Genomic DNA, 23,891 nt, shown 5'->3' with positions numbered 1-23,891 from the left:
TACCTTTATTGTACGCAAGGGAAAAGAGGTTGACAAACGTTTACTTTTTATTTGCTGTAATCCACTCTTGTACAGTTGTATACTCTTTGCCATATTGTTTTAGTTTATGGCGGATTTGCCATGCTTTTCCGACTAAAGTGACGCGATTTGGTAAAATATAAACTTTCATTTCTATCACGCTCCTTTCAATGTGGTAAAATGTATGAGGAAAGAATAGGAAATAGAACAGGGAGATGAAGTAGTATGAGTAATCTTGCAGAGAGAACAGTAAAAACTGAGCCGATTTTTGATGGTAGAGTTATAAAAGTTCGTGTTGATGATGTAGTATTACCAAATGGAGCAATGAGTAAACGTGAAATTGTAAATCACCCTGGTGCAGTTGCTATTATTGCTATTACTGATGAGGGGAAAATCGTGCTTGTTGAGCAGTATCGTAAAGCGCTTGAAAAGGCGATTATAGAAATTCCGGCTGGCAAGTTAGAACCTGGTGAAAAACCTGAGGTGACAGCAGTTCGTGAATTAGAAGAGGAAACAGGATATGTGTGTGAAAATATGGAGCTTATTACTTCTTTCTATACATCTCCAGGATTTGCAGATGAAATTTTATATGTATATAAAGCGACAGGTTTGACGAAAAAAGAAAATAAAGCCGAGTTAGATGAAGATGAATTTGTGGAATTGATGGAAGTATCGTTAGAAGAAGCGATTATTCTTATGAAAGATCTTCGTATTCATGATGCGAAGACGATGTTTGCAGTACAATATTTACAACTACAAAAATAAACACTCGCCAAAGGCGAGTGTTTTTTAATTGATTTTTGCGTATACGCGTGCATCACGTAAGCTACCATCTGGTGCTATGAAATCATTTTCCATTGTACCTTCTAGAATAAATTCTAAACGTTCTGCTAGGTTACATGCATTTGCATTTGTTGCATCAGTACGAATTTCAATTCTTCTAGCACTTAGCTTATCAAAGGCAAATTGAATGGCACCTTTAATGGCTTCAGTCATATAGCCTTGTTTTGTATAAGCGCTATGCAGCCAGAAGTGAAGTGAAAACTTTGGAATATCCCAGTTTTCAGGCTTGAGCGTTATAGCTCCGATGAATGTACCAGATACTTTATCGTATAAGTGAAAATCAAGTGTTTCACGAAGTAAAAACTGCCCGTGAGCGTTACGAACGATTTCTTCAGCACTTTCTTCTGTTTCAGCGTTAATTGGCATCCAAGGTACTAAGTCTTCTAGAGAAGCTTGGATTGCTTCATACACTTCTGCACCATCACCTGGAAATGGCTTACGAACTTGTAAGCGTTCAGTTTGAAATAATGTTGGAAAATCTAATAATAATGGTTTCAAGAGAAATCCCTCCTATTCTCTACTTTTTAGTTTAGCAAAGTAGAGCGGAATTTCAATGTTAATTCGTCATACTTTTTTCTTTCTTTCATACATTTTTAGTAAGAGTGTGAACGGAGGGAAGAAAAATGTGGAGAAAAACTTGGCAAAACCGTGTAATGTCTCACATACAGGAAAACTCTTCATTATATATATTTAACGCTGTTTTATTATTGATGGGAGTAATATTTGGGGCTATTCTTGTAAATAGTTTACAATTAAATCAAAAACAAGATTTATCATTTTATTTACAACGTTTTTTTGGACAAGTTTCTAAAGGAGAATTTGCTATTGCGAGCGAAATGTTTCGAGAAAGTTACTTTTCGCAATTAAAATACATTGGATTTATTTGGATTTTGGGGATTTCGATTATTGGATTGCCACTTATTTTTATTTTATTATTTGTAAAAGGAGTAGTTGTCGGATTTACAGTAGGTTTTTTAGTCAGTCAGCATGGATGGAATGGATTATTATTAGCATTCGTTTCTGTATTGCCACAAAACCTCATTATTATTCCAGTATTTCTCGTTATGACAACAATTGCCGCAAGCTTTTCCTTACGCATGATTAGGCATCAATTTATCCGGAAAATAACCGAGCCATTATTACCATTATTAATTCGTTATACATGCTTCTTTCTTGTAATTGGAGCGGTGTTAGCTCTTGCTTCTAGTGTAGAAGCTTATGCATCACCAGTTTTAATGAAAGAAGTCGTTGAGGCTATTAATAAACAATAAATACTTTTTGAGAATAATTATCAATTTGTTTTTATTGTTTTTCTTTTGACAGAAGCCCTTCTTCTGATATAATGGTGTAAGAGTGGCGAGGAGGGAGTAGTACCGAATGGAAGAAAGAATTGAACGAATTAAGAAGCAATTACATGCAGCGAGCTACAAATTAACACCGCAACGTGAAGCAACAGTTCGTGTGCTGCTAGAAAATGAAGAAGATCATTTAAGCGCAGAAGATGTTTACCTCCTTGTAAAAGAAAAGTCGCCAGAGATCGGATTAGCAACCGTCTATCGAACTTTAGAACTATTATCTGAGTTAAAAGTTGTCGATAAGATTAACTTCGGAGACGGTGTTTCACGCTATGACTTACGCCAAGAAGGTGCGCAGCGTTTTCACCATCATTTGATTTGTACACAATGTGGTGCTGTACAAGAAATACAAGAAGATTTACTTGGTGAAGTGGAAAGGAAAGTAGAACGTGACTGGAGCTTTAAGGTGAAAGATCATCGTTTAACATTCCATGGGATTTGTAAAAATTGTCAAGAAAATGAAACGGATGAAAAATAACCTTTTCCTATTTATCTAGGAAGAGGTTTTTTATTTGAATAAGGTATAAATTGGTGAAAGCTTGGCATATGTTGTAATAACTTATATTTTGGAGGAGTTTACAATGCGCCGAGCTTTAAAATTAACTTTTGATGGGATAAAAGTATTTTTATTATTTACAAGTTGTACGATTTTGTTTTATTTCGCTATACTATGGATAAATGAAGAATATGAAAGCTATCATCGTTATGAAAAGCCAAAAGAAGAGACTGTAGAAAAAGTATCAGGGAATGAAGAGCCGGCAAAGGATGCTTTCGTAAATAGAATGATGTTTTTCTATGAAAATGGGGAGTAGTGTAGATTGGAAGATCAATTAAAAGATTTTATTCATTATATGGTTGTCGAAAAAGGGCTAGCGAAAAATACAGTAGTATCTTATGAACGTGATTTAAAAAGTTATGTAAAGTATTTGCAAAATGTAGAACAGGCGAAAAGCTTTCATGAAGTGACACGCTTGCACATTGTTAATTTTTTGCAGCACTTAAAAGAAAACGGAAAATCTTCGAAAACATTAGCACGTCATATTGCATCGATTCGTTCGTTTCACCAATTTTTACTTCGTGAACGAGCGGTAGAGCACGACCCATCCGTACATATTGAAACGCCGCAAGGAGAACGGAAATTACCGAAAGTACTATCAATCGATGAAGTAGAGGCGTTACTTCAGACACCAAAAATGACGAGTGCTTTTGGGGTTCGTGACAAAGCGATGCTAGAGTTACTTTATGCAACAGGACTTCGTGTTTCGGAATTAATAGCCTTAAATTTAGAAGATGTACATTTAACGATGGGATTTGTTCGTTGCATAGGGAAAGGGAATAAAGAAAGAATTATTCCACTAGGAAGTTTAGCGACGGAAGCGATTCAAAAGTATATTGAAAAGGGAAGAAGAGAATTGATGGGTAAAAAAGTAGTAGATGCACTCTTTTTAAACCATCATGGAAATCGATTATCAAGACAAGGATTTTGGAAAATTTTAAAACGATTAGCGAAAGAAGCAAATATTGAAAAAGAGCTTACACCGCATACGTTGCGCCATTCTTTTGCTACGCATTTATTAGAAAATGGAGCAGACTTGCGTGCTGTGCAAGAAATGCTAGGACATGCAGATATTTCAACGACGCAAATTTATACGCATGTTTCAAAAGCTAGATTAAAAGATGTATATAAACAGTTTCATCCGAGAGCATAGTTACTATGCTCTTTTTTTCATAGATTCAAAAGGCTATAGTACTTCACAAAAACTTCACAAACATTTCGTACATTGTTTTCAGCAGAAGACTAGAATATTACAATGTATTTCCTCTATACTAAATAAGGTATGAAGGAGGAAATGATGATGAAAAAACTTATTATGACTTTATTTATCGCGATGCTAGCATTGGCTGGCTGTAATACAAACAAAGAAGAACCGAAAAAAGAACAGAAACTAGAAGCTGTAAAAGTAGCAGTTCAAACAAATCCGAAAGAAATTAAACCTGGTGAAAAAACAGAAGTACAAGCACTTGTTACACAAGGAAAAGAAAAAGTAACAGATGCTGATGATGTAAAGTTTGAAATTTGGAAAGCTGGCGACGAAAAGCACGAGATGTTAGATGGGAAGCATAAAGGAAAAGGTGTTTATGCAGTAGAGAAAACATTTGAAACTGATGGAGTATACCATATTATCGCTCACACAAATGCACGTGAAATGCATGTTATGCCAGAAGTAAAAGTGGCTGTAGGAAATGCGAAAGTAGAAGATGCGAAAAAAGAAAATAGTGATCACGGTGCAGGGCATGGCGATCATAAAAGCGATACAATGATCCATCTTATGGCTGGTGATATAAAAACAAATGCTGAATCAACTATGAAAGTTCATTTAAAACAAAAAGAAGAAGCGTTAACTGGTGCTGAAGTACAACTTGAGATTTGGAAAGATGGTGTTGAAAAACACGAATTTATTCCAGCGAAAGAAGGAAATAAAGGAGAGTATGAAACGAAACATACTTTTAAAGAAAACGGTGCTTACAAAGTGAAAGTTCATGTTAAAAAAGGTGAACTACATGAACATAAAGAAGAAACAGTAGAAGTAAAATAAAAAGTAGCTCTTTAGAGCTGCTTTTTATTTTTATCCCGCAAACGCCCGATTGATGAGGGCTAATAATCATTGGAGACGAACGAAACATCTGTTAATCAAAGTTTCGTTTTATATGAAGAAATAAATCATAAAATAATTAGCACTTATTTGCATAATGGATTACAATAGAAGTGTGAAGAAAATGAGAAATTCTACGAAAATGTATTAAAAAGAAAGCGTAAACATGTTATGATATCAGTATCAGATGTCTGACATCTGACTTAGAAAAAACTAGAAATGTTTTTGAGTCGTTTCAAAGTAAACGAAATAGGTTAGAGAATCAATTAAAGAAGTACTGTTTGACAATGAGAACGAAAGAGAATTCTTATGGAGAACAGTTTCACTTTATAGCGTTTTGAACATACTACAAGAAGTAGAACTGAACTTATAGGAGGTCGCAGTTATGAATAAATATAAACGTATATTCCTAGTCGTAATGGACTCTGTAGGAATCGGCGAAGCACCGGATGCTGAACAATTTGGTGATTTAGGTTCTGACACAATTGGTCACATTGCTGAACATATGAATGGATTACAAATGCCAAATATGGTGAAGTTAGGTCTTGGTAACATTCGTGAAATGAAAGGTATCTCTAAAGTAGAAAAACCGCTTGGATATTATACAAAAATGCAAGAGAAATCTACTGGTAAAGATACAATGACAGGACACTGGGAAATCATGGGTCTTTACATTGATACACCATTCCAAGTGTTCCCTGAAGGATTCCCAAAAGAATTACTTGATGAATTAGAAGAAAAAACAGGTCGTAAAATCATCGGTAATAAACCAGCTTCTGGAACTGAGATTCTTGATGAACTTGGCCAAGAACAAATGGAAACAGGATCTTTAATCGTTTACACTTCTGCTGATAGCGTATTACAAATCGCAGCACACGAAGAAGTAGTGCCACTTGAAGAGTTATATAAAATTTGTAAAATTGCACGTGAATTAACGTTAGATGAAAAGTACATGGTAGGTCGTGTTATCGCTCGTCCATTCGTTGGAGAACCAGGGAAATTCACACGTACACCAAACCGTCATGATTATGCGTTAAAACCATTCGGGCGTACGGTAATGAATGAATTAAAAGATAGTGACTACGATGTTATTGCTATCGGTAAAATCTCTGACATATATGATGGTGAAGGGGTAACTGAATCACTTCGTACGAAGTCTAACATGGATGGCATGGATAAGCTTGTAGATACATTAAACATGGACTTTACAGGTCTTAGCTTCTTAAACTTAGTTGACTTTGATGCATTATTCGGTCACCGCCGTGATCCACAAGGATACGGAGAAGCACTGCAAGACTATGATGCACGTCTTCCAGAAGTATTCGAAAAACTAAAAGAAGATGATTTATTATTAATTACAGCAGATCATGGTAATGATCCAGTACATCCTGGTACTGATCATACACGTGAATATGTACCGTTATTAGCATATAGCCCAAGCATGAAAGAAGGCGGACAAGAATTAGCACTTCGTCAAACATTTGCTGATATTGGTGCAACGGTAGCAGAAAACTTCGGCGTGAAAATGCCAGAACACGGAACAAGCTTCTTAAACGAGCTAAAGAAATAGGGGGATAAACAAATGAATCGTGAACTTATTACAAAATCAGCTTCATACTTAAAAGAGAAATTTCAAGAAACGCCACAAGTAGGACTAATCCTTGGATCTGGACTAGGTGTATTAGCAGATGAAATCGAGAACGCAGTAACAGTACCTTACAGTGAAATCCCTGAATTCCCAGTATCAACTGTAGAAGGTCATGCAGGTCAACTAGTATTCGGTACACTTCAAGGTGTAACAGTAGTAGCAATGCAAGGACGTTTCCACTTCTATGAAGGATACGACATGCAAAAAGTAACATTCCCAGTTCGTGTTATGAAAGAACTAGGTGTAGAAACAGTTGTTGTAACAAATGCAGCTGGTGGTGTAAATACATCATTTGAGCCAGGCGATCTTATGTTAATTTCAGACCACATTAACTTCATGGGTACAAATCCATTAATCGGACCGAATGATTCTGAAATGGGTGTACGTTTCCCTGATATGTCTACATCATATACACCAGAACTTCGTGAAATGGCGAAACAAGTTGCAGCGGACTTAAATATTAAAGTACAAGAAGGTGTATACGTTGGAATGACAGGTCCTGTATATGAAACACCTGCTGAAATTCGTATGCTTCGTACACTTGGCGGAGATGCAGTTGGTATGTCAACAGTACCAGAAGTAATTGTAGCGCGTCATGCTGGTATGAAAGTACTTGGTATTTCTTGTATTTCAAATATGGCAGCTGGTATTTTAGATCAGCCACTTCACCACGATGAAGTAATTGAAACGACAGAACGTGTTAAAGCTAACTTCTTAGCATTAGTAAAAGCAATCGTAAAACAAATGAAGGGGTGACCTCACAATGAGAATGGTGGACCTAATTGCAAAAAAACGTGACGGACATGCATTAACGACAGAAGAAATTAACTTTATTGTTGAAGGATATACGAATGGTGATATTCCTGATTATCAAGTAAGTTCACTTGCAATGGCAATTTTCTTCCAAGATATGAACGATCAAGAACGTGCTGATTTAACGATGGCAATGGTAAATAGCGGTGATACAATCGACTTATCAGCTATTGAAGGGGTAAAAGTAGATAAGCACTCAACAGGTGGTGTTGGTGATACAACAACACTTGTGTTAGGTCCATTAGTAGCCGCTTTAGGTGTACCGGTTGCAAAAATGTCTGGACGTGGGTTAGGACATACAGGTGGTACAATTGATAAATTAGAAGCAGTTCCAGGATTCCATGTTGAAATCGAAAATGATGAATTCATGCGACTTGTAAATGAAAACAAAATCGCAGTTATTGGTCAAAGTGGAAACTTAACACCTGCCGATAAAAAGTTATATGCACTTCGTGATGTAACGGCAACAGTAAACTCAATTCCGCTTATTGCAAGCTCGATTATGAGTAAAAAAATTGCTGCTGGTGCAGATGCAATTGTTCTTGATGTAAAAACTGGAGCAGGTGCATTTATGAAAACAGATGAAGATGCAAAACGTTTAGCAGAAGCAATGGTGCGCATTGGTAATAACGTTGGTCGTAATACGATGGCTGTTATTTCTGATATGAGTCAACCACTTGGTGAGGCGATTGGTAACGCACTTGAAGTACAAGAAGCAATTGATACATTACAAGGTAAAGGACCGAAAGATTTAGAAGAGTTATGTTTAACACTTGGAAGTCAAATGGTATACCTTGCTGGACAAGCTTCATCTTTAGAAGATGCACGTGAGAAATTAATTGAAGTAATGAACAACGGTAAAGCGCTAGAATCATTTAAAACGTTCTTATCAGCGCAAGGCGGCGATGCTTCTGTTGTTGATGATCCTTCTAAATTACCACAAGCACAGTTTAAAATTGAAGTAGAAGCGAAGGAAGACGGTTATGTATCAGAAATCGTTGCAGATGAAATCGGAACAGCAGCAATGCTTTTAGGAGCAGGCCGTGCGACGAAGGAATCTGAAATTGATTTAGCAGTTGGCTTAATGCTTCGCAAAAAAGTAGGGGACAGCGTGAAAAAAGGTGAATCCCTTGTTACAATTTACGCAAACCGTGAAAATGTGGAAGATGTAAAAGCAAAAATTTATGAGAATATGAAGATTGCTAACGAACATGTAGATGCACCAACATTAGTGCACGGCATCGTTACCGAATAATAAAAAAGGGCCAAGGAGTATTTCTCCTTGGCTTTTTTTGCTATTTTTTGTTTATAATAATAATGGGTGAAATTATGATTAGAATTTGTGCAATAACAAAAACAGATGAAGTATTATATGATGTTTCGCTAGAAGAAACAACGAAAGACCATATTGTATGGTATTGGCTAGATTTATATAAGCCAACGAAAGAAGAGTATACATACATTTTGCAAGATCATTTTAAGTTCCATCCCCTTGCAATTGAAGACTGTATAGAATATGTACAGAGGCCAAAAGTTGATTTTTATGATGGATATAACTTTTTAGTTCTTCATGCATTTGGTGAGGATGGATTAGAACCGCACGAGATCGATTTATTTATTAGTGATCGTTTTATTGTTTCTTTCCACTTTTCTCATAACAATGCAATCGAAAGAGTATGGAAAACACTTGGAGAAAAGAAGCGTATTAAAAATAGTCCTTTACACGTAGCTCATACAATTATCGACCAAATTGTAGATGACTATTTTGCGCCTGTATATTACATTGAGGATCATTTAAATGCAATTGATGATAATTTAACGGGTGAGACAGCAGGAAGTGTATTAGAAGAAGTATTCGATATACGTGCAGATTTATCGAAGCTAAGGCGCACAATCATTCCGATGCGTGATTTATTGTATCGTATTTTAAATTCGACTCGTTTTTACGGTATAAGTGATCATGAGATCTACTTTAAAGATATACATGACCATTTGCTGAAACTGACAGAAATGATTGAGGCAAGCCGAGAGTTAACGGCAGATATTCGAGATAGCTATTTTTCATTAAACTCACATCATATGAATAACATTATGAAAACATTAACTGTATTCTCGACTATTTTCATGCCATTAACATTTATTGCGGGAGTATACGGAATGAACTTTACGCATATGCCGGAGCTTGGTGGACAATATAGTTATTTTGTTTGTCTACTTCTAATGGCACTAATTGGCGGTGGCATGATGGCTTGGTTTTATAAAAAAGGATGGTTTAAGTAAAAAAACACCGAGGAAACTTCCTCGGTGTTTTTACTTAACCAATAGCATGTAATACAAACATGGCTAAGAATAAGCATGTAACGATATACATAGACGGTGCGACTTCTTTACGCTTTCCAAGAGCAACTTTTAAGATAGGATAAGCAATAAATCCGAACGCAATGCCATCAGCGATACTATATGTGAGCGGAATCATGACGATAATTAAGAACGCTGGAAATCCTTCAGAAAAATCGTTCAGAGGAATTTGCTGGATGCTTGTAATCATCAGGCCGCCAATAATAATTAAGATTGGTGCAATGGCACTATCAGGAATTAGTTTCACAAACGGAAGTGCAAACAGTGATGCAAAGAATAGCAACCCTGTAACGATAGACGTCAGACCTGTCTTCCCGCCTGCAGTAATACCTGCGGCACTCTCTACTGTTGATACGGTAGGGCTTGTGCCAAATAGACCACATGTCATTGCTGAAATCGCATTGGCTTGGTAAGCACGTGGGAATTTACGGTCATCTTCTAATAAACCGTGTAGAAGTCCCATGTTCTCAAAAATAAGCACCATGCTTAAGGAGAATGTTGCAATCCAAAATGGTAAGGAAGAAAGTTTGCCAAATGACATAGCTCCAAACACATCGCCGTAATTAGCGAATGAGAATGAACTATTTCCGATTTGACTTGTATCAACAAGACCAAATAGCCATGCAATACCAGTTCCTATTGCAATCGTCCATAAAAAGCTTCCACGTACGTTACGAATAAATAGTACAAGTGCAACGATAAGAGTAAGTAGTGTCGCAAGAACGACAGGGTTACTTAATTTACCCATTGCAACAGCAGTATTTGGATTCGAAACGACTAAACCACCTTTTTGCAATCCGATAAATGCTAAAAATAATCCGATGCCGACAGTAATAGCTTCCTTTAATGACTTTGGAATCGATACTGAAAGCACGCGAGCGATTGGTGTAAACGCAGCAATTGCAAAAATAATACCAGAGATGAAGACAGCTGCTAATGCTTCCTGCCAAGTTAATCCGAGCGTATGCACAGCAGTGTACGTGAAGAATGCATTTACGCCCATACCAGGGACAAGAATAGCAGGTGCATTTGCCCAAAATGCCATGAGCAGACATCCGACAAATGAACTGAAAACAGTTGCTAAAATTCCAGCTTCAAGAGGAATGCCAGCATCGGATAAAATTGATGCATTTACAATCATAATATATACGATTGTGAAAAATGACGTAACTCCAGCTAAGACTTCTTGTTTTGGTGATGTTTCGTGTAAACCTAATTTAAATGTTCTTTCAAGTATTCCTTTCATGTTAAACCTTCTTTTTCATATCCCTCTCCCACCCGTGATATCTCTTTCGTAAGAGCTCACCGTCCTTTATTATATCAGAACATCATGTTTTTACAACAAGGAAAATGATAACGTTTACTTATAAAAGAAATTATTTATAAATACGTAAAAATGGCTCGTATTGTTGAAATGATTTCTAATTCTCCTGATTGAATGGGCGGAGCTGCTTGCGCATGTAAAGTAGCATAGGACGTCACTTCCCGTGGTAATTGGGCAGATTCTTCAACGAATGAGAGTGGAACTGGATTAATGTTTAAATTGTATGTACTCGCAATAGCACGAGCTTTTTCTACCGCTTGTTGCAGAGCTTGAATGAGAGCTTGCTCATAATATTTATTTGGATGAGATATTCGAAAACGTAATCCTTTTGCTAAGTTTGCTCCATTTGAAACGGCTATATCATATACTTCCCCTGCTTTTTGTACATTTAAAACGGTAATTTCATACAAATGTTCCACACGATATCCTTGTAGTAATGCTTTATCATTAACATATTCGTACTGGGGCGTAATCGTATACGAAATGGTTTCTATATTTTTGTCGGCAATACCTAGTTGTTTAAGGGAATCTAGTAATTGTTTTGATTGCACTGCATTCTCTTCTTGTGCCTGTTTTACATTTTTATGATCTGTACGAATACCAATCGTTAATATAACAACATTTGGTTTTGCTTTTACAACGCCTTCACCTTGCACTGTAATGGTAGCTTCTTTACTAGTATTAGCTGTACGTACGTTGTGTAAATAGGGATTCATTCCACCTTGCATTTTCCATCACCATCCTTTTTATATGTATATGTGTGAACAAAAAAGAAATTTATATGAAAAAAGTTACATAAATGAGAATGTTGAGGGAAGAAAGCATATACAACATAGGTATTTATAGATTATAATATGTGTAAATATGATAAAAAAGGGACGAGGCTAGTGAACGAAAAAAGAGAAACACTGATTTTAGAGTTATCCGGATCATTCCGAAAGATGATACGTTTATTACAAAATGATATTAATACACGTTTTGCAGAACATATGCCATACAATGAATTTTCTGTATTACGCGCGTTATTTTTAAACAGTCCACAGATGGCTTCGCAAATTGCGAGTGAAGTAAACGTAACCTCTAGTCATATTACAGCTGTTACTGATCGTCTCGTACGAAAAGGGTTTGTAGAAAGAAAGCGTTCAAATTCAGACCGTCGTATCGTGTATCTAGAAATTACAGAACACGGAAGAGAAGTAACTGAAAAACTTGAAGCTGTGCGTAAAGAATATTATAAAGAGAGATTTAAAGGTTGGAGCGACCAAGAAATAGAAATGGTTTTAGATCTATTTGGCCGCGTATTATAATAAATGAGGATAGGAAGCGAAAGCTTTCCTATCCTTTTTCTTTTGAATAAAAACATTTTGAAACTCCAATACTTTAATTAAAAAGAATCGGAGTGAAAAATTATGAAACGTATTTGTACGCTTTTCATTATGATTGGAAGTTTTTTCTGTTTTAATCAATTCGCGGATGCCGCTACGCCTCTTCAAGTCGTTCAGAAAGAATTACAACATATTTCAAATAAGCAACCTGTTTTATATTCAAAACTATGGATTCGCTCTATGCAGAATGCCATTCTATTTCATCATAGTGATAACATTCGGCATGAAGATACGATCAGTAATGTAACAAAGTCTTCTCTTATAAAAGTAAAACAACTTCCACTTCAGAAAGCATCACAGTATATCCCGAGATTATCGCAATATATTTCTAAGTTTGAAGCTGAGAATGTGCAAGTGTATTATGTTGCAGCGCGTTATGAAGTGAAAAAAGAAAATTCGTATCAGTTAAATGGCATGAATTATTTTATGCAAGTGTTTATTCAACAAGGGGGAGAATGGAGAATTGCTGAAAGCATAGTTGCTCCAACAGATCAAATCGTCGCAAATGGTGACGGGTTTGGAACGAAGCAAGAAAAAGAGTATGGGAAAAGAAGAGAGAATGTGAAATAACCTCCTCATCGAGAGGAGGTTATTTTATTTGAAATTCCAAGAAACTTTCCATTTTAATATTTTAGGTAGGAAGAAATACGTAATGAAACTAGTCACTAAAAATCCGATGTAAAAGCTGGACAATGACTGCGCACGACTTAGCATTAAACCTCCAACGATCCCACCAAAGAAAATCGCACAAGCTAAAACTACTTTTTGTAGTTTTGGATATAATAAGTAGTTACCATTTCGCTCATTAACTGAACGGGCATATAAATATATACCGAGTGGTAATAAAATAATAATATGTGCGATAGGTCCAATCAATGTTTTTGCCGGTGGAATCTTTGTAAAGTTTGGTTCGTTATGACGTACTCCATTTTGATCGGTATAAGCGCTTTGTGGATCATAATTAAAGTTAATAGTAAAATCTTCTGCTGGACTAGAAATACGTATGCTTTTCATCACATCATGTATAAGGCCAGTGTCCTCATGAAATTCAGTGTTTGAGTGAACAGCGATGACTCCTGAGATAAGTGATGGAAGTAAAGCAGGGAAGATTAATATAACTGCAGTGAGAAATCCTTGCGATATAATATTCCCTGCAATTGTACCTACACATAAGGTAAGTGTATAAATAGCGATTAATACAATTAACATGTATATAAAATAACTATGAAAAGGGGAAAATACTTGATATTTATTATGAAAAGTTACCTTTTTCATAATAGCAAATAGCCCCCAGTTTAAAATGACAACAGCGGCAATATTACAGACTCCAAACAACCATTTTGTTATATAGAGGTGTGAACGTTTAAATGGCATAGACCATAACAAGTCGCTAGCGTTATTTTGTCTTTCCCATCCAATTAACGTACAAGCTAGGACGATCAGTACGCTACCTAACAGCATGACAGGATCTAGAAGTGTTAAATCAAAGTGGTAATGATATACATAGTTCCACTTTTTAATGTCATTTAGAAATTGTTGCTCTTGAATAGAAGTCATGTAGTATTTATATGAAAAAGTATAGAAGCTGACGAGCCAAAATAACCATACAACATATTTACTTTGCTGATACGTTCTTAGCCACAGTGCTTTTTGAAACATAGGATCTCTCCTTTAAAAAACTTTATAATTTGTTAGGCGTGATAATATAACATAAGTAATGATTCCAGATAGAAACAAACCGATATAGTAGCTAGGTAAGAAATTAAAATTGTTTATTTTATAGCCGCCTAGTAATGCAAAGTAAATGGTTGTCCCCCATATCCATATTTTTAAATGCTTTTGGAAAATAAATATCTTTTGACCGTTTTCATTTGGCGATCGTTTATATAAATATGTCCCAAGTAGTAAATAAAATATCGTATAGAAAATAGGGACTAACATTGACTTGGCTGAATAATATATATGAGATGCTGGATCTCTTAAAGCAGTTGGATTGTTCTCGATCTTACGGGATTCCGGATCGTAGTAATAATTGATAGAAAAGTGATTAATTGGTGCAACTATATTTGTTTTTTGATTGATTTCATAAAGTTGTCGATATAAGTTTTCATTTTTAATATCTGCAGCGTACAAATGGTTTGTTGTAAAAGTGTATAGTAATGTAATAAATGTAACCCCTGCTAGTAACCACGGAATACAAAAAACAATCTGTGAAACAACACTGCCAGTAAAAGTACCGATGCATAGTGCAGCTGTATAGACTGCGATATAAGAAACAATTGCATAAAGAAAGTATCGGTGAAATGGACTAAATGATTGATAATCAAAATGAATAGTTGTTCTATAAATAACATACATAAGAATCCAATTTACAAGTAACGAGATCACAATACAAAAGGAACCGAAAGTCCATTTAGATAAGAAAACATCTTTTCTTTTAAATGGCATTGTCATAAGTAGTGTATTAGATTGGTTGCTACGTTCCCATCCTATTAATAAGCAGGCTAAAGCAATGATAAGAATAGTTAACCAAAAACTATTACTTTCTCCTGAAGAAAAGGTATAAAAATAATAATAATGTTTCCCCTTTTCTTGTAATTCGTAATACACATCAAGTTGTTGCTGAGAACTTCTATAGTAGCCAAAAGGTAACAAATAAAGCGAACTAAAGAAGAATAGTAACACAGCATATTTCCCGCGCTTCCAATTCCACATCCACAACGCCTTATGAAACATACCCATCCTCCTCCAGTGTCGTAACGAAGACATCTTCAAGTGACATTGTTAATTCTTCAATGAGTATAGGTTGTTCTTTATAAAACTTCTCCAGTGTTGTAGCCACATTTCCCTCAATTAAGATTGTAAATACTTTACCTGTTTGATTTAATATTTTAATATTGCTTAAGTTTTCTAGTTTTTGAGGTAATGAACGTTCGTAAGCTACTTGTATTTTTGCAAATCGTGATTTGGCATCGTCTAGTGATGTAATAGAAGATATAGTATGGCCTTTTAATATAATAATTGTATCTGCAATTTGTTCCACTTCATCTAAATGGTGAGTTGAGATGAAAATGGTAATCTCTTTTTCTGCAACTTCTCCAACGAGAAACTGTAAAATCTGTCTTTTAACGATAGGATCAAGTCCGTTTGTCGGTTCATCTAAAATGATATATTCTGCTTTTGTAGAAACAGCTAAAATGATGGCAAGTAGTGCTTTCATGCCTTTTGAATAACTACGAATTCGTTTGTTTGGTAAGTTAAAACGTTCTAACAGTTCATAGAAATATGCTTCATCAAATGCGGTATAAACTTCTTTATAAAACTTTACAATTTCTTTTACCGTATATCCGTTCAGTATGCTAGTGGAATCAGGGACATATACAATTTTTTGCTTTATTTCAGGACACTGATGAATGTTTGTATCTTCATATGTAACAGTCCCTGCATCAGGGTCTAAAATGCCGACCATCGTTCGTAATAAAGTTGTTTTCCCCGCACCGTTCCTTCCGAGTAATCCGATGATACTTCCTCTTTGTAATGTGAAAGAAACATCATCTAAAATTGTTTGATTATCAATTGTTTTCTTCAAGCTTGTCACTTTCAGCATCCGCATTTACTCCAATCTCTTTGTAGTATGAATCTATCCAATCATGAATTTTATCTTTCGTAACACCAAGATAAGAAGCTTCTAATAGTAATTGATGAAATTGCTTTTCAACCATAGCGATTTTCCTTTCGTCTAATGTTGGGGTAATCGATTTGGATACAAATGTTCCTTTTCCTCGTAATGTTTCAATAATCCCTTGTCGCTCTAACTCTTGGTACGCTTTACTCACTGTGTTTGGATTTATAACGAGTAAAGAAGCGAGTTCGCGTACAGAAGGTAGTTTGTCACTTGGAGCTAACATGTTCTTCAATACGAGTTCTTTTATATTTTGAACAATTTGTTCCCATATCGGAGTGTTGCTTCTTGGATCAAGTTGAATATGCAAGAGCAATGTCTCCTTTCTGGCGTGTATTAAGTGTACTACTTCGTGTAATACACTTAATACAATATAGGTGATGAATGTATTTGTCAACTAAAAATATTAGAAAAATATGGTATTAAAAAATAAGAAATTGGAAAAAATAGGTCTGATATAGAATGGAGGGTTAGTCATGAAGCGAGTTTTTGGAATACTTGTTTGTTTCATGTTATTGCTTTCTGGTACTTCAGTTAGTTTCGCACAATCTGAGAAGACGAAGCAGGAGAAAACAGAAGAAACAGCGCCGAAGTTAGCGGAACAAGCGTCGTCAGCAATTGTAATTGAACAAGATACAGGTAAAGTTTTGTTTGATAAAAATCCAAATGAGAAATTACCACCTGCTAGTATGACGAAGATTATGACAATGCTATTAATTATGGAACAAGTTGAAAAAGGAAAACTAAAACTGACCGATAAAGTTAGAGCAAGTGAGCATGCGGCTTCAATGGGTGGATCACAAATCTTTTTAGAGCCTGGGGAAGAGATGACTGTAAATGAAATGCTAAAAGGTATTGCAATTGCATCTGGAAATGATGCGTCTGTTGCAGTAGCGGAGCATATCGCTGGTTCAGAAGAAGGTTTTGTAAATATGATGAACAAAAAAGCGAAAGACTTAGGACTGAAAAACACTCATTTTCAAAATCCAACAGGTCTTCCGGCTAAAGACCATTATTCCACAGCAAACGATATGGCAATAATGGCAAAAGAATTAATGAAGTACCCACTTATTCGCAAATACACAGGTAAATACGAAGACTATTTACGTGAAGATACGGATAAGAAGTTTTGGCTCGTGAATACGAATAAGTTAGTACGTTTTTATCCTGGAGTAGATGGTGTGAAAACTGGTTTTACGACAGAAGCAAAATATTGTTTAACAGCATCGGCTGAAAAGAATGGGATGCGTGTTATTTCAGTTGTTATGGGTGCACCTACATCGAAAGAACGGAACAATCAAGTAACGAAGCTTCTTGACTACGCATTTGGTCAATATATGACAAAGAAATTGTATACACGAGGCGAAAAAATTAAGACTGTACAAGTAGGAAAAGGTAAAAAAGAAAAAGTAGATTTAGTTGCGTCAGACAATGTGTCTCTTCTTATGAAGAAAGGCGAAAATATGGATAAAGTAAAGCAAGAAGTAATTGCTGAAAAGAAAGTGAAAGCGCCGATTAAAAAAGGTGACGCACTTGGTACACTTGTTATTAAAAAAGATAAAGATGTTTTATTAAAGCAAACCATTGTAGCAAAAGAAGATGTTGCTGCAGCGAGCTGGTGGGAGTTATTTAAAAGAAGTTTTGGGATGTTTTCAACATCAAAATAGCGGCAAATATTTTGCCGCTTTTCTATTCGTATGAAAGTAAATAATTGCTGAATAGTTTCACTTTATGGCGAAATAGTTCTTCTTTTGTCAGTAGGAAGGATTCTTATGTTGTATCACGAAAATCTTTATGTATGTAAATGAGTAAAGTTTGAGCATAAGGAGGAAATCGTGTGAGTCTTTCCATGCAATTAGAAGTAAAACGTGACGTCCTATGTGTGAGACTAGCGGGTGAATTAGATCATCATACTGCTGAAGAGTTGCGAACGAAAGTAACAGATATGATTGAGACACATGGTGTTCATCATATTGTTTTGAGCCTAGAGAACTTATCGTTTATGGATAGTTCTGGTTTAGGTGTTATATTAGGCCGATATAAGCATGTAAAGGGATTAGGTGGAGAAATGGTTGTTTGTGCAATTTCACCGCCTGTTAAACGTTTATTTGAAATGTCGGGCTTATTTAAAATTGTTCGCTTAGAAGAAAGTGAAGCGCATGCGCTCGCGACGTTGGGGGTGGCATAAATGAGAAATGAAATGAACCTTCAATTTTCAGCATTAAGTCAAAATGAATCATTCGCTCGCGTTACAGTAGCTGCTTTCATTGCGCAACTAGATCCAACGATGGAAGAACTTACGGAGATTAAAACAGTTGTGTCAGAAGCAGTTACGAATGCAATTATTCATGGATACGATGGAAATGCAGAAGGTGTTGTTTATATTTCTGTAATTTTGGAAGAAGCAATGGTGAAACTCACGATTCGAGATGAAGGGATTGGCATCTTTGATTTAGATGAAGCAAGACAACCCCTTTTTACAACTAAACCTGAATTAGAGCGTTCCGGAATGGGATTTACTATCATGGAAAATTTTATGGATGAAGTAGAAGTTATTTCAAACGAATCTTTCGGGACAACAATCCATTTGACAAAATACTTATCAAATAGTAACGCTCTATGCAATTAAGGAGAATAGCCTATGGACATAGAGGTCAAAAATGAGAAGAAGAAACCTCAGTTAAAGGACCACGAGCTAAAAGCGTTAATTCAACAAAGTCAAGATGGAGATCAACAAGCGAGAGATACAATCGTTCAAAGTAATATGCGTCTCGTATGGTCGGTTGTGCAGCGTTTTCTTAATCGAGGATACGAACCAGACGATTTATTTCAAATTGGATGTATTGGGCTCTTAAAATCGGTAGATAAATTTGATTTATCTTTCGACGTGAAATTTTCAACATATGCAGTTCCAATGATTATTGGAGAAATACAACGATTTTTACGTGATGATGGATCAGTGAAAGTAAGTAGATCTTTAAAAGAAACAGGAAATAAAATTCGAAAGATGAGAGACGAGCTTTCGAAAGAATTCGGAAGGGCACCAACGATTAACGAAGTAGCCGAAGCGTTAGAACTAACGCCAGAAGAAGTGGTTCTAGCGCAAGAAGCGAGTCGTGCTCCTTCATCCATACATGAAACGGTGTATGAAAACGATGGAGATCCAATCACTATTTTAGATCAAATTGCTGATCAATCTGAAACGAAATGGTTTGATAAAATTGCTTTAAAAGAAGCAATTAGAGAATTAGATGATCGAGAACGTTTAATTGTATATTTACGCTACTATAAAGACCAAACCCAATCAGAAGTAGCGGAGCGCATAGGTATTTCGCAAGTGCAAGTTTCAAGACTTGAAAAGAAAATATTAAAACAGATGAAAGATCGAATAGATGAGTAGCTATCTATTCGATTTTTTTTTATGACTTTAATAGGAGGAGATTGTAAACTTTCGTAAAAATTAACAGAATTTATTGATAATTTAGTAAATTTAAAATATAATCCAAGTATGAACTTGTCCAAAGGGGGAAGGAAATATGGAAACGAGGCAACAATGGGGAACGAGGGCTGGATTTATTTTCGCAGCGGTCGGCTCTGCTGTTGGATTAGGAAACATATGGCGTTTTCCTTATACAGCGTATGAAAATGGAGGAGGCGCATTCTTTTTACCGTACTTATTCGCATTATTAACGACTGGTATTTCATTATTGGCGTTTGAATTTGCTCTTGGGCATCGTCACCGTGGTTCAGCGCCACTTACGTTCTTCCGTATTCATCCGCGTGCTGAATTCATTGGATGGTGGCAAATGTGTGTAACGTTTATCGTTTCAACATATTATGCAGTAATTATTGCTTGGTCTATTTCATATACGTACTTTGCAATTACTGGAGCATGGGGGAAAGACACGCAATCATTTTTATTTAAAGAGTACTTACATGTTGCAGATAAGCCTGGACAGTTTGGAGGGCTCGTACCGGAAGTATTAATTCCATTAGCTCTCGTTTGGATTATTGTGCTTGGTGTAGCATTTAAAGGAGTTAAAAAAGGAATCGAAGTGGTTAACCGTATTTTCATTCCTTTGCTAGTTGTTATGTTCCTTATTATCGTCGTTCGTGCAGTGACGATGGAAGGTGCGATGCAAGGATTAGATGCATTCTTTAAACCAGATTGGAGTCGTATTTTTGATGGAAAGGTATGGCTTGCTGCTTATGGTCAAATTTTCTTTAGCTTATCTTTAGCATTTGGAATTATGATTACGTATTCTAGTTATTTACCGAAAAACTCAGATACAACAAATAATGCCTTTATTACTGGCTTTGCAAACTCAGGATTTGAATTATTAGCAGGGATTGGGGTCTTTGCAGCTCTTGGATTTATGGCAAACAATATGGGGGTACCGGTTGATAAAGTAGCAAGTGCTGGTGTAGGGCTTGCGTTCGTAGTATTCCCGCAAATTATTAATGAATTACCGATGTCACCGGTATTTGGCGTATTATTTTTCTTATCATTAACGGTTGCTGGAATTACATCCCTCATTTCGCTTGCGGAAGTATGTTTTGCTGCCGTATCTGAAAAGTTCAGCTTAAGCCGCCAAAAAACAATTGGAATTATGGGGACGCTTCTCGTACTAGTTTCTCTTGTTTTTGCAACACGTGGCGGGCTTATGTTCCTAGATGTTGTTGATTATTTCGCTAATAACTTCGGGTTAATTTCAATTGCATTAGTGGAAGTAGTTACGATAGGGCTCATTCTACGCCGTTTACCAGTTTATCAAAATCACGCAAACTTCGTATCTGATATTAAGTTAGGGACGTTTTGGAGAGTAAGTTTACTCGTTATTACCCCGCTTATGTTAGGATACATGTTAATTGATGGTACAATCCAAAATATTAAAAAGAACTACGGAGATTATCCAACGGAGTTTGTCGTAACATATGGTTGGTCAATTGCAGCAGCGTTCCTTATCGTTGCACTAATCATTAGTATAAAGAAATGGAATGCACAAATACATTCAGATTCTGCTAAGCTTGAAAAAGAATGGAAAGATCGGGGTGTTTCATAATGAGCGGATCAGCGATTATGATGATGGTTATTGGTATGGTAGTCATTTGGGGAGGACTTGCATTAAGTATTGCAAATTTATTTAAGAAAAAGGCATAAACTAAAAAACATCTGTACCGAAACGGTACAGATGTTTTTTTATGAAAAAATTGTATTAGAAAAAAATTCAATAACCATACTACAACTACGAGGAAGAGTGAAGAGGTGAATGGAAATTGGAACAAACAATTTATATTAAAATGCGTAATCGATTAAAAGTTTCTCCTACGTATGAAGTGAAACTGAGTGATGTCGCTCAACTTGCTGGAGATGCTATGGTAGTTGAATCATTACAGAATGAGGTAGTTTACAAAATAACAGCGCATGATAAGACGCATGTTGTAATTGATGTTATGAAAATTATTGAGATTATTAGGCGAAAAGCGGCTCATATACAAATTAATTTACTCGGTTCTGGACAAACTCTTGTTGAAATTATATATGAAAAAAAGAAAGTACATCCGATTTTCTTCGGACTTGTATGGTTGTTACTTTTTATTGGAGCGGCTCTTGCGATCATTTATTTCCATGAAGATGTGAGCATGCAACAAGTGCACCAGCGGTTATATTACATGATTACGGGAGAATTTAAGGCACAACCACTTCTATTTCAAATTCCTTATTCAGTAGGTCTTGGGTTAGGTATGGTCTTATTTTTTAATCATGTATTTCAAAAGCGAATTAATGAAGAGCCGAGTCCGTTAGAAGTGGAGATGTTCCAATACCAACAGTCACTTGACCAATATGTAATTGTTCATGAAAACAAGGACAATATGAAACAACTTGCCGATGATTGAGTCTGGGCTTGTTATTTTAATTGGTTTAGCGGGAGGGATTGCAGTAGGTAGCGGATATGTCGCATTTTTAGCTGTACTTGGTATAATCCCCCGCCTAGCTCAATTAACGAGGAGTGGAAAGCACATTCAATATTTTGAGTGGGCAGTTATTGCAGGTACGTTAACAGGAGCTTGGTGTAGTTTGAAAAACATTACATTTCAAACGTCGCAATATTGGCTTGTTATATTAGGAATATTTTGTGGCACATTCATTGGAATGCTTGCAGCCGCATTAACAGAAGTGTTAAATGTTTTACCTATTTTAGCGAAACGAGTAGGGGTAGAAGGGAAAATCGTTGTTTTACTCGTTGCTCTTGTACTTGGCAAAGTAATAGGCTCATTGTTTCACTGGATTTATTTCGTAAAGTAGGAGGCAATATATAAATGACAGGGCGAAAACTAAAGGATGATTACATAAATAAAGTGAAGGAGTACCATCCAAAACCAAACTATTTCCTAAATTGTGTTAAGGCATTTCTTGTAGGTGGATTCATTTGTACTGTCGGAGAAGTATTGATGAAATTTTATATACATTATTTTCATTTCAGTGAACAAGAGGCAGGAAATCCGACAGTTGCAACGCTTGTATTATTATCGGTGATTTTAACAGGTTGTGGTGTATATGATAAAATCGGTCAATTTGCTGGAGCGGGATCGGCCGTACCTGTTACGGGATTTGCAAATTCTATGGCGAGCGCTGCGCTAGAACATAAGAGTGAAGGAATTGTGCTTGGGGTTGCTACAAATATGTTTAAGCTAGCGGGAAGTGTTATCGTTTTTGGGGTCGTTGGTGCATACGTTATTGGATTAATAAGATATACTTTTAACATTTTTATGTCTTAAAGGAGGGGCTAGTATGAGGTTGACCGGAAAACAATCGTGGGTATTTCAAAATGATATTTATGTGAATGCAACCGGTACTGCTGTTGGTCCAAAAGAAGCTGAAGGCCCTCTTGGGAAGGATTTTGATATTTCATACGATGATTTACATTGCGGAGAGGAAAACTGGGAACTTGCTGAACGAAGATTAATGTCAGATTCAATTCAACAAGTCTTGCAAAAAGGAAATGTAAAGACATCACAAATTGATTTCTTTTTAGCGGGTGATTTATTAAATCAAACAGTGACAGCAAATTATGTTGCGCGTAAGTGGGGGATTCCCTTTTTAGGGATGTTTAGCGCTTGTGCAACCTCGATGGAGACTTTAGCGGTTGGATCAGCCTTTATAGATGGTGGATTCGCAAATCGTGTTTTAGCGACGGTAAGTAGTCATAATGCAACGGCTGAAAGACAGTTCCGTTATCCAACAGAGTATGGGGGACAAAAACCAGGAACAGCAAATTCCACTGTTACAGGTGCGGGATCCATATTAATTAGTAAAGAAAAAAGTGCCATTAAAATTACGGCAGCTACGATTGGAAAAGTGCAAGATTTAGGGATTGCGAATCCTTTAGATATGGGGTCGGCGATGGCACCTGCTGCTGCTCATACAATTCAACAACATTTTGAAGATTTGAAGAGGAGTGCAGCAGATTATGATTTGATTGTTACCGGTGATTTATCATCTATTGGGACACCAATCGCAAAACAACTGTTACTGGAAGAAGGTTATGATCTTGGGCATATATATAATGATTGCGGATTAATGATTTATGATTCCGGTCAAGAAGAAGTATTTGCCGGTGGTAGTGGTTGTGCTTGTTCAGCTGTTGTCACATATGGTCATTTATTAAGCGAGATGCAAAAAGGGAATTTACAACGAATTTTTGTCGTTGCTACTGGCGCGTTATTAAGTCCGATGATGATGCAGCAGAAAGAAACCATTCCAACAATTGCACATGGTGTCGTATTTGAGAGAGTGAAGGGAGAGTGAA

Annotated in this window: 30 protein-coding genes; 22 read left to right on the top strand and 8 right to left on the bottom strand. The window is 36.2% G+C overall.

Translation table 11 applies throughout. The features are described from left to right. Window positions 1-40: 40 nt before the first annotated feature. Window positions 41-169, bottom strand: coding sequence for a Z-ring formation inhibitor MciZ (mciZ, locus tag J0835_RS20075; RefSeq protein ID WP_000870295.1), 129 nt, complete (start codon window positions 167-169; stop codon window positions 41-43). 74 nt (window positions 170-243) lie between these two features. Here mciZ and J0835_RS20070 point away from each other — a divergent pair, with 74 nt between their 5' ends. Next, window positions 244-783 (top strand): NUDIX domain-containing protein, encoded by a 540-nt coding sequence (locus tag J0835_RS20070; protein ID WP_000067040.1) that lies wholly within the window; start codon window positions 244-246, stop codon window positions 781-783. Window positions 784-807: 24 nt separating this feature from the next. Here J0835_RS20070 and J0835_RS20065 read toward each other — a convergent pair whose 3' ends face one another. Further along, on the bottom strand, window positions 808-1,359 hold the full coding sequence (locus J0835_RS20065; protein WP_000803489.1) for a GNAT family N-acetyltransferase: 552 nt from the start codon (window positions 1,357-1,359) through the stop codon (window positions 808-810). Between the two features lie 155 nt (window positions 1,360-1,514). Between J0835_RS20065 and spoIIM the strand changes: the two genes are divergently transcribed. The 9 genes from spoIIM to corA all read left to right on the top strand — a co-directional run bounded on the left by spoIIM (window position 1,515) and on the right by corA (window position 9,611). After that, window positions 1,515-2,132 (top strand): stage II sporulation protein M, encoded by a 618-nt coding sequence (spoIIM, locus tag J0835_RS20060; RefSeq protein WP_226544967.1) that lies wholly within the window; start codon window positions 1,515-1,517, stop codon window positions 2,130-2,132. A 106-nt stretch (window positions 2,133-2,238) separates the two neighbouring features. Then, the gene (gene fur / locus J0835_RS20055) at window positions 2,239-2,694 is read left to right on the top strand and encodes a ferric iron uptake transcriptional regulator (protein ID WP_000392657.1); all 456 of its coding nucleotides are present in this window, start codon (window positions 2,239-2,241) and stop codon (window positions 2,692-2,694) included. A 103-nt stretch (window positions 2,695-2,797) separates the two neighbouring features. Next, window positions 2,798-3,028, top strand: coding sequence for a YqzK family protein (locus J0835_RS20050; RefSeq protein WP_001250432.1), 231 nt, complete (start codon window positions 2,798-2,800; stop codon window positions 3,026-3,028). Window positions 3,029-3,034: 6 nt separating this feature from the next. Then, window positions 3,035-3,925, top strand: a complete 891-nt coding sequence (xerD, locus tag J0835_RS20045) for a site-specific tyrosine recombinase XerD (RefSeq protein ID WP_000390083.1) — start codon at window positions 3,035-3,037, stop codon at window positions 3,923-3,925. A gap of 144 nt (window positions 3,926-4,069) precedes the next feature. Continuing rightward, window positions 4,070-4,813 (top strand): FixH family protein, encoded by a 744-nt coding sequence (locus J0835_RS20040; protein ID WP_140386883.1) that lies wholly within the window; start codon window positions 4,070-4,072, stop codon window positions 4,811-4,813. A gap of 442 nt (window positions 4,814-5,255) precedes the next feature. After that, window positions 5,256-6,440 (top strand): phosphopentomutase, encoded by a 1,185-nt coding sequence (deoB, locus tag J0835_RS20035; protein WP_001046086.1) that lies wholly within the window; start codon window positions 5,256-5,258, stop codon window positions 6,438-6,440. A 12-nt stretch (window positions 6,441-6,452) separates the two neighbouring features. Then, window positions 6,453-7,274, top strand: a complete 822-nt coding sequence (locus J0835_RS20030) for a purine-nucleoside phosphorylase (protein WP_001078443.1) — start codon at window positions 6,453-6,455, stop codon at window positions 7,272-7,274. Window positions 7,275-7,281: 7 nt separating this feature from the next. After that, a complete protein-coding gene (locus J0835_RS20025; RefSeq protein WP_001243077.1) occupies window positions 7,282-8,586 on the top strand; it encodes a pyrimidine-nucleoside phosphorylase in 1,305 nt (434 codons plus the stop codon). A gap of 62 nt (window positions 8,587-8,648) precedes the next feature. Continuing rightward, window positions 8,649-9,611, top strand: a complete 963-nt coding sequence (gene corA / locus J0835_RS20020) for a magnesium/cobalt transporter CorA (RefSeq protein WP_064475085.1) — start codon at window positions 8,649-8,651, stop codon at window positions 9,609-9,611. Between the two features lie 34 nt (window positions 9,612-9,645). Here corA and J0835_RS20015 read toward each other — a convergent pair whose 3' ends face one another. Both J0835_RS20015 and J0835_RS20010 read right to left on the bottom strand, forming a co-directional pair. After that, the gene (locus tag J0835_RS20015) at window positions 9,646-10,935 is read right to left on the bottom strand and encodes an NCS2 family permease (RefSeq protein WP_087981785.1); all 1,290 of its coding nucleotides are present in this window, start codon (window positions 10,933-10,935) and stop codon (window positions 9,646-9,648) included. A gap of 134 nt (window positions 10,936-11,069) precedes the next feature. Continuing rightward, window positions 11,070-11,741 (bottom strand): SIMPL domain-containing protein, encoded by a 672-nt coding sequence (locus J0835_RS20010; RefSeq protein WP_087981784.1) that lies wholly within the window; start codon window positions 11,739-11,741, stop codon window positions 11,070-11,072. Window positions 11,742-11,900: 159 nt separating this feature from the next. On the opposite strand from J0835_RS20010, the gene J0835_RS20005 reads away from it, so the two are divergent. Continuing rightward, the gene (locus J0835_RS20005) at window positions 11,901-12,320 is read left to right on the top strand and encodes a MarR family winged helix-turn-helix transcriptional regulator (RefSeq protein ID WP_001003312.1); all 420 of its coding nucleotides are present in this window, start codon (window positions 11,901-11,903) and stop codon (window positions 12,318-12,320) included. A 102-nt stretch (window positions 12,321-12,422) separates the two neighbouring features. Next, window positions 12,423-12,968, top strand: a complete 546-nt coding sequence (locus J0835_RS20000) for a hypothetical protein (protein WP_087981783.1) — start codon at window positions 12,423-12,425, stop codon at window positions 12,966-12,968. A 24-nt stretch (window positions 12,969-12,992) separates the two neighbouring features. On the opposite strand, the gene J0835_RS19995 is transcribed toward J0835_RS20000, so the two are convergent. Genes J0835_RS19995 through J0835_RS19980 form a run of 4 tightly spaced genes read right to left on the bottom strand, consistent with a single transcriptional unit; the run spans window position 12,993 to window position 16,390 of the window. Beyond that, window positions 12,993-14,057 carry an ABC transporter permease subunit gene (locus J0835_RS19995; RefSeq protein ID WP_087981782.1) on the bottom strand — a complete coding sequence of 355 codons (1,065 nt, stop codon included), beginning with the start codon at window positions 14,055-14,057 and terminating at the stop codon, window positions 12,993-12,995. Between the two features lie 12 nt (window positions 14,058-14,069). Continuing rightward, complete coding sequence (locus tag J0835_RS19990) at window positions 14,070-15,134, bottom strand: ABC transporter permease subunit (protein WP_087981781.1); 1,065 nt, start codon at window positions 15,132-15,134, stop codon at window positions 14,070-14,072. Further along, complete coding sequence (locus J0835_RS19985; protein ID WP_087981780.1) at window positions 15,124-16,005, bottom strand: ABC transporter ATP-binding protein; 882 nt, start codon at window positions 16,003-16,005, stop codon at window positions 15,124-15,126. The genes J0835_RS19990 and J0835_RS19985 overlap by 11 nt, the downstream gene beginning before the upstream one ends. Then, the gene (locus tag J0835_RS19980) at window positions 15,971-16,390 is read right to left on the bottom strand and encodes a GntR family transcriptional regulator (RefSeq protein WP_087981779.1); all 420 of its coding nucleotides are present in this window, start codon (window positions 16,388-16,390) and stop codon (window positions 15,971-15,973) included. The genes J0835_RS19985 and J0835_RS19980 overlap by 35 nt, the downstream gene beginning before the upstream one ends. A 166-nt stretch (window positions 16,391-16,556) precedes the next feature. On the opposite strand from J0835_RS19980, the gene dacF reads away from it, so the two are divergent. From dacF to spoVAD, 10 genes are all read left to right on the top strand, one after another. Further along, entirely contained in the window at window positions 16,557-17,747 is a 1,191-nt protein-coding gene (gene dacF / locus J0835_RS19975; RefSeq protein ID WP_048562388.1) for a serine-type D-Ala-D-Ala carboxypeptidase DacF, read from the top strand. Window positions 17,748-17,917: 170 nt separating this feature from the next. Continuing rightward, a complete protein-coding gene (gene spoIIAA / locus J0835_RS19970) occupies window positions 17,918-18,268 on the top strand; it encodes an anti-sigma F factor antagonist (RefSeq protein ID WP_000059133.1) in 351 nt (116 codons plus the stop codon). Further along, complete coding sequence (gene spoIIAB / locus J0835_RS19965) at window positions 18,269-18,709, top strand: anti-sigma F factor (protein ID WP_048546248.1); 441 nt, start codon at window positions 18,269-18,271, stop codon at window positions 18,707-18,709. 12 nt (window positions 18,710-18,721) lie between these two features. Continuing rightward, on the top strand, window positions 18,722-19,480 hold the full coding sequence (gene sigF, locus J0835_RS19960) for an RNA polymerase sporulation sigma factor SigF (RefSeq protein WP_000350733.1): 759 nt from the start codon (window positions 18,722-18,724) through the stop codon (window positions 19,478-19,480). A gap of 136 nt (window positions 19,481-19,616) precedes the next feature. Beyond that, window positions 19,617-21,143: a sodium-dependent transporter gene (locus tag J0835_RS19955; RefSeq protein ID WP_087981778.1), complete on the top strand. Its 1,527-nt coding sequence runs from the start codon at window positions 19,617-19,619 to the stop codon at window positions 21,141-21,143. After that, window positions 21,143-21,241 (top strand): methionine/alanine import family NSS transporter small subunit, encoded by a 99-nt coding sequence (locus J0835_RS19950; protein WP_000016829.1) that lies wholly within the window; start codon window positions 21,143-21,145, stop codon window positions 21,239-21,241. Before J0835_RS19955 ends, J0835_RS19950 begins: the two co-directional genes overlap by 1 nt. 116 nt (window positions 21,242-21,357) lie before the next feature. Next, window positions 21,358-21,978, top strand: coding sequence for a stage V sporulation protein SpoVAA (spoVAA, locus tag J0835_RS19945; protein ID WP_087981777.1), 621 nt, complete (start codon window positions 21,358-21,360; stop codon window positions 21,976-21,978). Then, on the top strand, window positions 21,971-22,387 hold the full coding sequence (gene spoVAB, locus J0835_RS19940) for a stage V sporulation protein SpoVAB (RefSeq protein ID WP_000572948.1): 417 nt from the start codon (window positions 21,971-21,973) through the stop codon (window positions 22,385-22,387). Before spoVAA ends, spoVAB begins: the two co-directional genes overlap by 8 nt. A gap of 14 nt (window positions 22,388-22,401) precedes the next feature. Next, a complete protein-coding gene (gene spoVAC, locus J0835_RS19935) occupies window positions 22,402-22,860 on the top strand; it encodes a stage V sporulation protein AC (protein WP_000147731.1) in 459 nt (152 codons plus the stop codon). Window positions 22,861-22,873: 13 nt separating this feature from the next. Then, the gene (gene spoVAD / locus J0835_RS19930) at window positions 22,874-23,890 is read left to right on the top strand and encodes a stage V sporulation protein AD (protein ID WP_087981776.1); all 1,017 of its coding nucleotides are present in this window, start codon (window positions 22,874-22,876) and stop codon (window positions 23,888-23,890) included. Window position 23,891 lies beyond the last annotated feature (1 nt).

Origin of the sequence: Bacillus cereus group sp. Sample62 (assembly GCF_036851315.1) — a bacterium.
In the GTDB taxonomy this organism is placed as follows: domain Bacteria; phylum Bacillota; class Bacilli; order Bacillales; family Bacillaceae_G; genus Bacillus_A; species Bacillus_A wiedmannii.
Note: the sequence above shows the minus strand (reverse complement) of the source record. Positions and strands in the feature narration are given on the sequence as shown.